Consider the following 13,098-nt stretch of genomic DNA (forward strand, 5'->3'; position numbering starts at 1 on the left):
GACGCCGGACACCACGACCCGAGTCGCGGTCCGCACCTACGACCGTGCCCTGGCACGGCGGTTGGGAGCCGCCGGATACGTCTTCACCGCCGTCAGCGCGGGCGACGCGCCGTCACAACCAGGACCCGCAACCGCACCTGCACGGGCACCCACACCCGTGACCGTCACAATGAACTACGCATCGTTCCGCCACGCCGCCGGCGGCGACCTGGCGAGTCGGCTGCGGGTCGAGCGTCTGCCGCGATGCGTGCTGAACGCCAGACCCTGCCGCGCGCGGGCGACCTTCGTGCCCGCGGACAACGACGTCGACAAGGGGCGGATCAGCGCCCGGGTCCCGCTGGCCGACGACGCGGTGTACGCATTGGTGAGCACCGCGTCCGGCGGTTCCGGCGACTACCGGGCGACCGACCTCAAGCCGTCCGGCAAGTGGTCGGTGGGCCCCGAGTCGGGCGACTTCCAGTACTCGTACCCGCTTCCCTTGCCCCCTCCGCCATACGGCAAGGCACCCGACCTGTCGTTGCAGTACTCCTCGCAGTCGGTCGACGGCCGGACCTCGGCCTCGAACAACCAGGCGTCCTGGGTGGGACTGGGCTGGGACCTGAACCCCGGATTCATCGAGCGCAAGTACCGGGCGTGCGTGGACGACGGAAGCCCGACCCTGTCCGACCTTTGCTGGCATTCCCCTTACTCGGGCGCGGAGGACGGTGCTGAGTACGTCATCTCCCTGCAGGGCACGACCACCGAGCTGATCAGGGACGGCAACGGCAGGTACCACGCCGAGGACGACCCGGGCTGGAAGATCGAGCACACCTACGACGGCGCCAACTCCGACAACAGCAAGGAAGCGTGGGTGGTGTCGACGGACGACGGCACCCGCTACTTCTTCGGCTACCACGAGGACTCCAACTGGACAGTGCCGGTCATCGGCAACGACAGCGGCGAGCCCTGCCACGACGCGGCGCAATCGCTCTGCCGCCAGACCTACCGGTGGAACCTGGACGAGATCCGGGACCCCAACGAGAACGACACCCGGCTCACGTGGGCCAAGGAGACCAACTCCTACAAGCGCTTCTCCAACGGCGACAAGGAGTCCTACGACCGGGGCGGATACCTCAGCCGGGTCGAGTACGGCATGCAGACCGGCGAGAAGCCGGCCGACCGTGTGGACTTCGCCTCCGTCTACCGCTGCCTGTCCGACGTCGCCAAGCAGAGCCCCGACTGCTCCGCTCCGACCACCACCAGTGACACCGACTACCCGGACGTACCGGTCGACCTGATCTGCACGAGCGGACAGGACTGCAGCAAGAACTCACCCGCCTTCTTCGTCACCCGGCGACTGGCGTCGATCACCACCCAGGTCTGGGACCCGGCCACGTCGGCCTACCTTCAGGTCGACCGCATTCAGCCCACGTACGCGATGCCCGACCCGGCCGGTTCGACCGACGCGATGCTTTGGCTCAACTACATTCAGGTACAGGGAACTTGGGCGGAGAACGTCACCCTTCCCGCAGTGGACTTCGACGGCGCCTGGCTCAACAACCGCGTCGACTACCCGAGTGGTGAGCCGAGCAAGGCCATGCCCATGCGTCGCATCACCAGCATCCAGAACGGGCTCGGCGGCGAGACGGACATCCACTACGGCCACGGTTCCGCCGCTGCCACCTGTCCGAGCGACGGATCCGACTCCACCTGGGAGTCGGGCAAGCACTGGGACACCAACGACCAGGAGTGCTTCCGCGTCGACTACCGGCCAGAGGGAGCCACCTCGACCGTGCACGGGGTATTCCAGAAGTACCTGGTGACCAAGGTCGATCAGGTCGACCTGGTCGCCGGCTCGCCGACCAGGACCACCCAGTACGAGTACCTGGGCACACCGGCCTGGCACTACGACGACGATCTCACCACCCCTACCGACCACCAACAGTGGGCCGATTGGCGCGGCTACGCCACCGTCCGGCAGACGGACGGGAGCGGGCCGACCGGGCAGCGCACGGTCACGGAGACCACCCACTTCCGGGGCATGGACGGGGACCGACTCAAGAGCGGGGGAACCAAGAACGTCACCGTCACCGACTGGGACGGCAATCAGTTCGCCGACAACCACGCCAAGAGCGGCGAGACGCTGCAGGGCCGCCACTACCGCCTGAATTCCGACGGCTCGCGCACCGAGCTCGCCTCCGAGCGGTACACCTACTGGGACTCCGGCGTCACGGCGAACGGTCCCGGTCTGCACAACGCCCATATGATTCGCCCCTATCAGACCCGTGCCCGGCAGCTGAGGTCCGACGGGACCTGGCGGCAGACGGGCAGCGACCAGGACGGCTACAGCGCCGCCAACGGGGGACTGCCCACCCGGACGGTGCAGTGGGGCGAGATCGGGACCGCTGCCGACAACACCTGCAGCGAGATCACGTACGCGCAGAACACCACTGACTGGCGCTGGATGCTCGACTATCCCGAGACCCGGGAGACACACAACGGCGACCCGGACCCGGCCGGCACGCAGTGCCCGGGACCGGTGGTGGCGCGCAAAGTCACCCTGTACGACTCGGCCACGGCTCCCGGCACCAACGACCAGCCCATCGACGGTAACCCGACCGAGATCCGCCAGTACTGGAACGACACCTCCCACGCCGACGAGAAGAAGGTCTACGACCAGTACGGCCGCGTCACTTCGGACACCGACCCGCTCAACCACACCACCACGACGTCCTACACGCCGACCAGCGGCTGGCCGGTGAACGGCACCAGGACCACCAATCCGCTGAGCCAGAGCACCACGACGTACACCAGCCGGGCCTTCGGAGTGGTCACCCGCAGCGTCGACCCCAACGGCCTGACCACCACCAGCGATTACGACGGCGCCGGCCGGCTGGTCCGGGTATGGCTGCCGACCGAACCCAAGCCGAACGGTGTGGACGTGCCACCACCGACCGGAGCGGTGCCCTCCTACGAGTACGCCTACCGCGTCACCGTCGGCGGCACCGCCCCCAACGCGCAGCCGGACAAGCCGACGGTCGTGACCGCGCGCCAACTGCAGTCGCTCACCAACGGCACCCCGCAGTGGCTTCCCACATACACGTACCTCGACGGCTTCGGCCGCACGCGGGAGGTCCAGGCACCCAGCTTCGCCCGCACCGGCGGCCGTACGGTCACCGTCACGACGTACGACGACCGCGGCCTGACCAAAGGCACCTCCGCCCCACTCTTCAACACACAGACACCCGGCGACGATCCGGGCCTGTTCCTCAACCCGGCCGTCACCGAGATCCCGTCGTGGACCGAGAAGACCTACGACGCGCTGCAGCGGGAAACCTCCACCACCCTGTACGGCTACGGCGCGACCGACTGGACGACCACCACCGCCAACTACGGCGACGGAAAGGTCGTCACCCCGCCGCGCGGCGGCCGGACCGCCTACTGGAACGACGGCCTGGACCGACTGGCCAAGGTGCAGGAGAACATCCCGTCCGGCAGTGACGGGCCGCCGTCCGTGACCCCCACGACCAGCTACACGTACACACCTCGCGGTGAGGTGGCCACCATCACCGACGCGGCCGGCAACCTCACCTCGTACGGCTACGACTGGCTCGGCCACCGCGTCAGCACTCGCGATCCCGACGCCGGATCCTCCACCAACACCTATGACCCGGTGGGCAATGTCCTCACCGCCAAGGACGCGGCCGGAAAGACACTCGCCTACACGTACGACGCGTTGAACCGCAAACGCACCGAATGGTCCGGGGGAGTGGGCAACACCAAGCTCGCCGAATGGACCTACGACACCACGCCCATGGCCGGTCAGACCGGCACACCCACGAAGTTCGTGCTCGGCCGCCTCGCCACGACCACGCGCTGGAGCGGAGGACAGGCCTACCGCGTGGACGTCACCGGGTACGACCTGCGCTATCAGACCACCGGCCGCACCTGGACGGTGCCGAGCGCCGAAGGCGCACTGGCCGGCACCTACACCTACGGCTACGGATACGACCGCGCCGGACACCAGACCTGGATGACCTATCCAGCGGCCGGCGGTCTGCCCGCCGAGAAGGTCACCACCGGATACACGTCCACCGGCCGCCCGGACACCGTGACGGGCGACGCCGCCACCTACGTGAAGTCCACCATCTACTACGGCAACGGAACGATCCAGGGCCGGAGTTACGGGGCCGACGGCAGCGTGCAGCGGCAGTACGGCTACGAGAACTCCAGCGCCCAACGCCTGTCGTCCGTACAGAGCTTCGTGGCCGGTGACCGGGTGCAGTACGACACCTACGCCTACGACGACGACAGCGACCTGACCTCCGTCACCGACCAGAACCAGGCCGTACCGCAGAACCAGTGCTACACCTACGACGCACTGCAGCGCCTGAGCAATGCCTGGACCACCACGGCGGCCTGCTCCGCCGGCCCGTCGGGCGCCGACACGACCGGCGCCGACCCCTACCGGCTGGCCTACTCCTACGACGCGGTCGGCGACATGAAGGCCGTCACCGATGACGTCGCCACCCGTAGCTACACCTACCCCGACCCCGGGCCGACGGCGGTGCGTCCGCACGCGGTCACGTCCGTGGGCTCCGACGCCTACGGCTACGACGCCGACGGGCGCCTCACCTCACGCTCCGTCGGCGGCACCGCGGCCACCCTCGCCTGGACCGACAACGGTTCGCTCGCCTCGGTCACCAGTGCGGGTGCGACATCGTCGTACGCCTACAGCGCCGACGGTGACCGGCTGGTCCGCCGTACCGCGAGCGCGACGACGATCTACCTGGGCGGCATGGAACTGACCCGCACCGGCACCGCGGTCGGCGCGACGCGCTACTACACCTCGGGCGGCAGCGTCGTCGCGGTACGCACCCCTGACGCCCTGCAATGGCTCGGCAACGACCAACAGAACTCGACGCAACTCGCCATCGACGCCACCACGGGCAAGGTCTCGCGTCAGCGATACCTCCCCTACGGCGCACACCGCGGCGGCACGGACGCCGTGCCCCTGACCGACCGTGGCTTCCTCGGCAAGACGGAGGACACCGACACCGCCCTCGACCAGATCGGCGCCCGCTACTACGACCCTTCGCTGGGCCGCTTCATCTCCCCGGACCCCCTGTACGACAAGACCAAACCCCAGTCCCTGAACCCGTACACCTACGCCGACGGCAACCCGACGACATTCAGCGACCCGACGGGCCTACGCAAGTGCTGGCACGACCAGGACGGGCCTACGTGCGTTGCCACTCCGGGGGACAATGGGGGCGGGGGCAGCCCCGGTAACCCCGGCAGTGGTGGTAGCAACGTGTGCGGCTACTGCGGTGGTTCTCCGGGCCCCGCCCCGGTCGCCGCTCCTCAAATGCCTCAGATGCCGCCCGTTTTCCAGCCTTGGTCGCCCCGCCTGCCGTTCCTGTGCACCATTCCCAACCTCATCGGCCAGGACAACTGCGGGTTTTCCAAGCCCAAGTGTCCTCACAACTGCAATGACGACACGAGTCTCCTGGCCCATTGGATGAGCTGGGGAGGCAACCGCAACGAGGTCTTCACCCAGAACGACCCTCTCACCCAATACCTGATGACATCGCCTTTCATCAGGAGGACCGGCCTGCGGATTGCCGACGATCTGCATCGGTCGGGACTCAGTTCGGGCACGGCGGTCTATCAAGATCCCCATACCCCCGCCCAGATTCTGAGAGATTACTCCGGGTATGTCACGCATGGTCGTTTCGGTAGTAACTATGCCGAAGCGTTCCTCGGCTCATATCAGTTGTCCTGGAGTACCACGCCTGTCGGTGAAGGCGTCGCCGTTGCCCACTTCACCGTCACCAATGTCACCTCGATGAACTCGGTGCTCCATCCCGAGATGGTGGGCGTGCGGATCAAACTGCCTGGGCCGATCCTGCGCGAGACATTCCTCTTCGACCAGGCCGTCCGCTATTGACCAGCCGGTCACAGAACTCACCCGACGCGACCCGGTCGTCCCCGCCAGCGCCATAGGAGCCATGTTGCCCAACCGTCGATTCCAGTCTCTGCTGGCAGCGTTTGCCGTGCTGTCCGCCGCACTCGTCCCCGCCGCCACCGCAGCGGCCAGTCCGCGCACGTCCCACGCCCACGAATCGACGTCGGCCGTCGCCCCCGGCGGCGCAGCCACCCGCGCCGACGTCACCGGAGACGGCATCCCCGACACGGTCGTCTCCACCGGGGCCCGGCTCACCTTTGCCGGGGACCCGAATGCCGAAGGTCTCGACAAGGGAGGCTCCATCTACGTGATACCCGGTGGCGGCACGCTCCCCGCGGGGCCGGCCGTGGCTGTCAGTCAGGACAGTCATGACTTTGTGCCGGGCACCGGGGAGTCGGACGACACCTTCGGGGCGTCTCTGGTCACCGGGGACTTCAACGGGGACGGGCTTGCCGACGTCGCCGTCGGCAATCCGAGCGAGGGCATCGGCAGCAACCTCGCCGTCGGCATGGTCACCATCCTGTACGGCAAGCGCCAGTCTCCCTACCTGGGACTGATCCCGAACGGCCTCGCCCAGATCGATCAGGGCGTGCCGGGTATCCCCGGCGACAACGAGGCGGGCGACCGCTTCGGAGCGAGCCTGGCCGTCGGTGACTTCGACGCGGACGGCTTCGCGGACCTGGCCGTCGGCGCCCCCGGAGAGGCCATCGGCGGCACACAGCGCGCGGGCGCCGTCACCGTCCTGTTCGGCACCGGCAACGGCATCACGGCGAGCCGTTCCGTCGGGATCTCCCAGGACTCGACGGGGGTTCCGGGGGCACCGGAGACGGGCGACAAGTTCGGCTGGTCGGTCGCCTCCGGGGACGTGACCGGCGACGCCAAGGACGACCTGGTGGTCAGCGCGCCCGGAGAGGCGATCAGCGGGGTGTCCAACGCCTGGGGCGGCGTCGTGGTGATCCCCGGCTCGTCGGGAGGCGTGAACGCGGCCGCCACCAGCTCCATCAGCGTCCAGGACACCAACACCCAGGACCACCTCCGCACGGTCGCCGTCGGCCGCTTCCACGGCGGCAACAACGCCGACGTCCTGGTCTTCGCCGACCGCGCCACGGGCACCCCGCAGTACTCCGGCGCCCTCGTCGTCGCCCGCGGCGGCTCCGGAGGCATCAGCCCCGGCCGCGTACAGACCATCAGCCAGAGCAGCCCGGGGATACCGGGAACCCCCGAGGAGAACGACTTCTTCGGCGGCTCCCTCGCCGTCGGCGACCTCGACGGCGACGGCTACGCCGACCTCGCGACGGGATCCCTGCGCGAGAACAACACCGGCACGGTCACGCTGCTGCGCGGCGGCGGCGCGGGCCTGCTGTCGGCCCCGGGCGCCACGTTCGACGAGAACGCCGCGGCGATCGGCGCGAGTGCCCAGGTCGGTGAGGGTTTCGGCTACGGCCTGCGGATCCTCGACGTGACGGGCGACGGCCGGCCCGAACTCCTGGTCACCGCCCCCTGGGAGGACGGCTCCCTGCAAGCCGGAGCCCTGTTCGTCCTGAACACCGCACTCGGTGGCGACAGTCTCGCCGTCACCGGCTCGCAGGTCCTCACCCGCGGCGCACTCGGCGCAGGATCCAACTTCGGCCCCGCAACTCCCTTCGCAGGCGGCGCGGTCGTCACGCTCGACTCCAACGAACAGCCGCAACGCGCGCCCAGAAACCTCCTGGCCGCCGCACGAGCGGAGCGTGGCGCTCACCGCTGAGGAAGACTCAGGTGCTGGCGCCCGGGGCCTACCGCAGCAGTCGACTGCGGTAGGCCCCGGGCGTGACCCCGTACGCGGACTTGAAGGCCCGGCTGAACACCGCCGGGTCGCGAAAGCCCCAGTGCCGCCCGACCTGGCCGACACCGCGACCGGCGAGAGCGGGATCGGCCAGATCCGCCCGGCAGCGCTCCAGCCGCCGCTGACGTACGTATGTACCTACCGTGCGCCGGTCCCGCTGGAAGAGGTGATGCAAATACCGTACGGAGATGTGGTGGGCGGCGGCGATCGAGGCCGGTGTGAGACCGGCGTCGGCCAGGTGGTTCTCGATGAAGGTGTTGATGTCGTGGAGCAACCGTTCGATCGGTGACGCCCCGGTGACGTGGCTGACAGCGTTCACGTGAACCCCCGAAGTGTGTACGTACGGCTGGTCGGCCGGGTGCAACGCACAGCCGCCGCGGATGCCGACGAGTCTGGTCGGGCCCGGCGGCGGCGGCCAACGGTGCCGGGCAACTGACCCAAATCCGGGACGCCCGGCTCGTGACCTGCGACGATGCCAGGGGAGTGGGCAACGCGGCGGGACGCTCGAAAGCCCCCCGCGGAACGTGTGTGACGGACCGGGTGGGGGAGGGGCGCGTCGTGGGGCACTGGCGGCCATTGCCGGGGGACCTGCCGATCGAGGCCGTCCGGCTGGTGCGGGAACTGCGCCTGTGCCTGGACAGATGCGAGTCCGGCGCGGCGACCGTCGCTCTCAGGACCGGGTACAGCCGCAGCTCCTGGCGACGCTATGTCAACGGCTCACGGCTGCCGCCCTGGCCGGCCGTGGAGGCACTCGGCCGAGTGGCGCATGCCGACCGCGAGCAGTTACGGGTGATGTGGGAGTCGGCCGCTCTCGCCTGGCAGCAGGGACAGCAGGGACAGCCGAGGCAGCCGATGGACTCCGGCCCGGAACCGGGCTCGGTCCGGCCGCTCCCCGCCACGCTCCCGTCCGGGCCGACCGCAGAGCCTCCACTGAAGAATTCCGTGCTGATCGACCACTGGGCGGTGTTCGGCGTCGCGGTCCTCTGCATGGCCCTCGCAGCCGTTCTCTGCGTATGGCCGTGGCAAGCGGGCTCGGGCGATCGTCCACCGGAAGGTGTGCCGACCGGCGCACCCGCCTGGCCGTACCCCCTGGCGAGCAAGGCCGAAACCGCGGCGGCCGGTTGCCGGTCGACCGCCTGCGAGGGCCTCGATCCAGACCGCGAGCGGTGTGACGACGATCGCGTGACCGTCCACCGCCTGCGAGCGTACGGTCAGGTGCTGGAACTGCTCTACAGCCCGGCGTGCCAAGCCAGTTGGGCCGAGGCCAGGACCGTGGGGGCCACGGCCCGTCTGCGCATCGCCACGCGGAGCGGAGACGAGAAGGTGGCCCCCGCCGGCGCGGTCCGCACAGCGATGATCGCGGGCGGTCCTGGAGCGGCAACTGCCACCGTGGTCGTCGGCGGCCATCAACTGGGGGTGACGCGGTACGACAGTTGGATCGACACCGTCACCGACACAGGGTCAAGGTAACCGCGTCGGCGCGCAGTCGGTGGAACGTCCCGGTGTCGTAGACCTCCAGGGCTCCGTTCGCGTCGCGGCGCAGCGGAAGGTCGTAGCGTTCGCCGTGGTAGACCGTCCAGTGACCCGCCGTGGCCAGACGAGCCGCCGCCGCGCCCCAGGTGGCCGGGCCCACGATCCCGTCCGCCGACAGGTGGTGGTTGCTCTGCCATGCGCGCGTCGTGACGGCCGTCGAACCGTCGTACGCGCAGGAGACCCGGTGTCTCGCCAGGTAGCCGTCGGCCCACAGGATCGCCTGCCACAGCCCCACGACATCATTGGGCGCGGTTCGGCCGGACTCCAGCAAGTCCACCGCGTGCAGGTCGGACAGGAGTACCCGACCGCCCGGTCCCCGCTCGCCCTCCGTCCGAGCGGCCCCGGCGCACAGGGCTCCCACGACCAGTACGCACAGCGCGGCGCTCGCCGCGGTCCTCCCACGCATCCACCCGTCTTAACCGCGTCCGCAGCCAACGGCCAGTGAATTTGGCGGAATTGACGGTGCTGGTGGCCTATGCCACGTCGGTACGGTGAGGCGATACGGGAGACAACTGGTGGTGCCGGGGGACCTCAGTGGCCGAGTGGAAAGCGTTGCCGGACGACCTTCCATCGGACGTCCGCCTTCTGGTCGCCGAGTTACGGGCGTTGAAGATCCGCAGCGGACTGAGCCTGGCGGCACTCGCCGAGCGGACCCCGTACAGCAAGTCGTCCTGGGAGCGGTACCTCAACGGCAAGACGCTGCCGCCACGGCAGGCGGTCACCGTTTTGGGGAAGCTGTCGGACGCGGAGCCCGCCCGGCTCGCCGCGCTGTGGGAACTGGCCCAGGCTGCCACCCACGATCAGCAGGCAGGAAGCGGACGATCGGTGCAGGCCGCGCCGCCGGAAGCAGCCGTCGACCTGACCGCGGCCCCCGCCTCGACGCCGTCCGCCTCCGCGACCGAGGCGACCGCCTCCTCCGACGACAGCGTCGCGCCCCGAACGCCGGTTGCCACCACAGGAGACGTGGGGCGATGGCGTCCTCTCCGAAGCGTACGGCTGCTCTGGGCAGGGGCTCTCCTCCTGGCCGTCGTACTCCTGGGCACCTTCGCCGTGCTGATGAACGGTGACTCGCCGGCACGCACCGCACGAGCCGCCGTATCCGCCACCGACACCGCGGGCAGGCAACTGGACGTGAACTGCTTCGCGGACAGCTGCGCCGGCAAGGACCCGAAGGAGGCCGGTTGCGGGGGTGACGCGTGGACCTCGGCCATGACCAAGGTGCAGCAGGTCTATGTCGAACTGCGCTACAGCGACGCCTGCAGGGCCGCGTGGGCCCGCATCAGCTGGGGACGCCCCGGCGACATCGCCCGCGTCGTGGGCCCGGGCAACAGCGCCCACCAGAACGAGGTGCACTACGACACCGACACCTACAGCGCCATGCTCGCCGCCCCGACCCCGTCCGCCGTCAGGGCCTGCGCCGTCCTCACCTCTGGTCGACATGGCTGTACGGGTCCCGGAGGCTCGCAACGCCTCACCGAACCACCGAATCCCCCGGTCCCGTCGCTGTCCGCCACCCAGCCGCGATCGACAGGCCCGAGCCGTTCAGGGACGGGGTGACCCTCCGCACGGGTCGCCGGACCTGTGTTAAGGTTCCCGAGTTGCAGTTGTGGTACCCATGAACCCATGTGCGCCTGACGGGAATGTTTATCCTTCAGGCGCATTATTTGTTTTCCGGCATCTCCGGATGGGGCCTCTGCCTATTGAAGGAGAAAGTCATGGCACAGGGAATCGTGAAGTGGTTCAACTCTGAAAAGGGTTTCGGCTTCATCGCGCAGGACGGCGGCGGTCCGGACGTCTTCGCCCACTACTCGAACATCGCGACCCAGGGCTTCCGTGAGCTCCAGGAGGGCCAGCGGGTCTCCTTCGACGTCACGCAGGGCCAGAAGGGCCCGCAGGCGGAGAACATCGTCCCCGCCTGATCACGGGACGCGTATCCACTCACCGGGGTCCGCACCGTCATGGTGCGGACCCCGGTTTGTGCTGTTTCCAGGAAGGCAGATCACCGCATGTCCCGCAGGCCCCAGAAGCCGAACCGGCGCGCCTCGTCCCGCCCACCGTCCGCGTCGTCACCGAGTGAGTTCCGGCTGCCGGAAAGCACGACGCCCGCACTTCCCGCCGTCGAGGACTTCGCCGGTCTGGACATGCCCGCCGCGCTGCTGAAGACCCTCACGGCGCAAGGTGTGACCTCCCCCTTCCCCATCCAGGCCGCCACCCTGCCGAACTCGCTCGCCGGCCGTGACCTGCTGGGACGGGGACGCACCGGCTCCGGCAAGACCCTCGCCTTCGGGCTGGCCCTCCTGGCCCGCACGGCCGGACTGCGCGCACAGCCCAAGGCGCCCCTCGCCCTCGTGCTGGTGCCCACCCGTGAGCTCGCCCAGCAGGTGGCGGACGCGCTGACCCCTTACGCGACGGCGGTGAACCTCCGGCTGGCCACCGTGGTCGGCGGGCTGTCCATCACCAAGCAGGCCGGTGCGCTCCGGCGCGGTGCCGAGGTGCTCGTGGCGACGCCCGGCAGGCTGAACGACCTCGTGGAGCGCGGGGACTGCGTGCTCGACCATGTGCACATCACGGTGCTGGACGAAGCCGACCAGATGACCGACATGGGCTTCCTGCCGCAGATCACCAAGCTGATCCAGCAGGTGCGGCCGGACGGACAGCGCATGCTGTTCTCCGCCACCCTGGACCGCAACATCGACCGCCTGGTGCAGCGGTTCCTGACCGACCCCGTGGTGCACTCCGTGGACCCGTCCGCGGGAGCGGTGACCACCATGGAGCACCACGTGCTCCACGTCCAGGACGAGACCGACAAGAAGGCCGTCACCACGCGTATCGCGGCCCGTGACGGTCGGGTCATCCTCTTCCTCGACACCAAGCGGTCCGCCGACCGGCTCGCCAAGCGACTGCTGGCCGTCGGTGTCCGCGCGGCGGCCCTGCACGGAGGCCGTTCCCAGCCCCAGCGCAACCGCACCCTGGAACAGTTCAAGAACGGCCAGGTCACCGCCCTGGTGGCGACGAACGTCGCGGCCCGGGGCATACACGTCGACGACCTCGACCTCGTCGTGAACGTCGATCCCCCCACCGACCACAAGGACTACCTCCACCGGGGCGGCCGCACGGCCCGGGCCGGCGGTTCCGGAAGCGTGGTCACGCTGGTCCTGCCCGACCAGAAGCGGGACGTCACCCGGCTCATGTCCGACGCGGGCATCCGCCCCCGGACGGCCCGCATCACGTCGAGCGACGCGGAACTGGCCACCATCACCGGCGCCCGCGAGCCGTCCGGCGTGGCCGTCACCATCGAGATCCCCCAGCCGGCGACACCGACGGCGTCCCGCCCGGAGCGCAGGACCGGCACCGAGCCCGGCGGCCGATCCGGCCGCCGCGGCCGAAACGGCGGAGGGGCCAAAACGGCGACGGGTGCTGCCACCGGAACGAGGGACCGGGGGGCGGACCGCCGTGCCGCGGCCGGGACTGCATCCTCCGGCGGGACCTCCGCGGTCCGCGGGGCCGCGGGGGGTGCCGCCGGCACAGGCGGCCGCGGTTCCGACCGCCGGGTCGGGGGCGGCGCGGCGAAGGGCGCTGCCTCAGCCAAGGATCTCCGCGGCTCCGGCCGACGGGCAGCGGCGGGCGGAACGAGCGGTGGCGCCACCGACACCGGCGGCCGCGGCTCCGGCCGCAGAGGGGGCCACCGCAAGTCCGACGCGCGGTGATCATTCCGCTGGAGTAGCTCAACCATCCACGCGCAGGGTCCGGCCGAATCGGCCGGACCCTGTGTCGGCTGTGCTGCCGTTTCGGG

The 13,098-nt window shown here is 69.6% G+C and carries 8 protein-coding genes; 6 read left to right on the forward strand and 2 right to left on the reverse strand.

Annotated features, from left to right (window positions below; genetic code table 11):
* Positions 1-169: 169 nt before the first annotated feature.
* On the forward strand, positions 170-5,929 hold the full coding sequence (locus ACWGKT_RS18080) for an RHS repeat-associated core domain-containing protein (protein WP_453274421.1): 5,760 nt from the start codon (positions 170-172) through the stop codon (positions 5,927-5,929).
* 61 nt (positions 5,930-5,990) lie between these two features.
* Entirely contained in the window at positions 5,991-7,694 is a 1,704-nt protein-coding gene (locus tag ACWGKT_RS18085; RefSeq protein WP_453274422.1) for an FG-GAP repeat protein, read from the forward strand.
* Between the two features lie 28 nt (positions 7,695-7,722).
* Here ACWGKT_RS18085 and ACWGKT_RS18090 read toward each other — a convergent pair whose 3' ends face one another.
* A complete protein-coding gene (locus ACWGKT_RS18090; protein WP_453274423.1) occupies positions 7,723-8,091 on the reverse strand; it encodes a helix-turn-helix domain-containing protein in 369 nt (122 codons plus the stop codon).
* Positions 8,092-8,300: 209 nt separating this feature from the next.
* Here ACWGKT_RS18090 and ACWGKT_RS18095 point away from each other — a divergent pair, with 209 nt between their 5' ends.
* A complete protein-coding gene (locus ACWGKT_RS18095) occupies positions 8,301-9,242 on the forward strand; it encodes a DUF2690 domain-containing protein (protein ID WP_453274424.1) in 942 nt (313 codons plus the stop codon).
* Here ACWGKT_RS18095 and ACWGKT_RS18100 read toward each other — a convergent pair.
* The gene (locus tag ACWGKT_RS18100; protein WP_453274425.1) at positions 9,220-9,711 is read right to left on the reverse strand and encodes a peptidoglycan-binding domain-containing protein; all 492 of its coding nucleotides are present in this window, start codon (positions 9,709-9,711) and stop codon (positions 9,220-9,222) included. The two genes, ACWGKT_RS18095 and ACWGKT_RS18100, sit on opposite strands and share 23 nt — an antisense overlap.
* Positions 9,712-9,839: 128 nt before the next feature.
* Here ACWGKT_RS18100 and ACWGKT_RS18105 point away from each other — a divergent pair, with 128 nt between their 5' ends.
* From ACWGKT_RS18105 to ACWGKT_RS18115, 3 genes are all read left to right on the forward strand, one after another.
* On the forward strand, positions 9,840-10,862 hold the full coding sequence (locus ACWGKT_RS18105) for a DUF2690 domain-containing protein (RefSeq protein WP_453274426.1): 1,023 nt from the start codon (positions 9,840-9,842) through the stop codon (positions 10,860-10,862).
* Positions 10,863-11,020: 158 nt separating this feature from the next.
* A complete protein-coding gene (locus ACWGKT_RS18110) occupies positions 11,021-11,224 on the forward strand; it encodes a cold-shock protein (RefSeq protein WP_235454530.1) in 204 nt (67 codons plus the stop codon).
* Positions 11,225-11,311: 87 nt separating this feature from the next.
* Positions 11,312-13,012, forward strand: coding sequence for a DEAD/DEAH box helicase (locus ACWGKT_RS18115; protein WP_453274427.1), 1,701 nt, complete (start codon positions 11,312-11,314; stop codon positions 13,010-13,012).
* Positions 13,013-13,098: the final 86 nt, after the last annotated feature.

This window comes from Streptomyces sp. NPDC054794 (genome assembly GCF_053611585.1).

Coding starts and splice junctions, on each gene's coding strand:
- ACWGKT_RS18080 (WP_453274421.1), top strand. CDS start 170: ATGAACTACGCATCGTTCCGCCACGCCGCCGGCGGCGACCTGGCGAGT.
- ACWGKT_RS18085 (WP_453274422.1), top strand. CDS start 5,991: ATGTTGCCCAACCGTCGATTCCAGTCTCTGCTGGCAGCGTTTGCCGTG.
- ACWGKT_RS18100 (WP_453274425.1), bottom strand. CDS start 9,711: ATGCGTGGGAGGACCGCGGCGAGCGCCGCGCTGTGCGTACTGGTCGTG.
- ACWGKT_RS18110 (WP_235454530.1), top strand. CDS start 11,021: ATGGCACAGGGAATCGTGAAGTGGTTCAACTCTGAAAAGGGTTTCGGC.
- ACWGKT_RS18115 (WP_453274427.1), top strand. CDS start 11,312: ATGTCCCGCAGGCCCCAGAAGCCGAACCGGCGCGCCTCGTCCCGCCCA.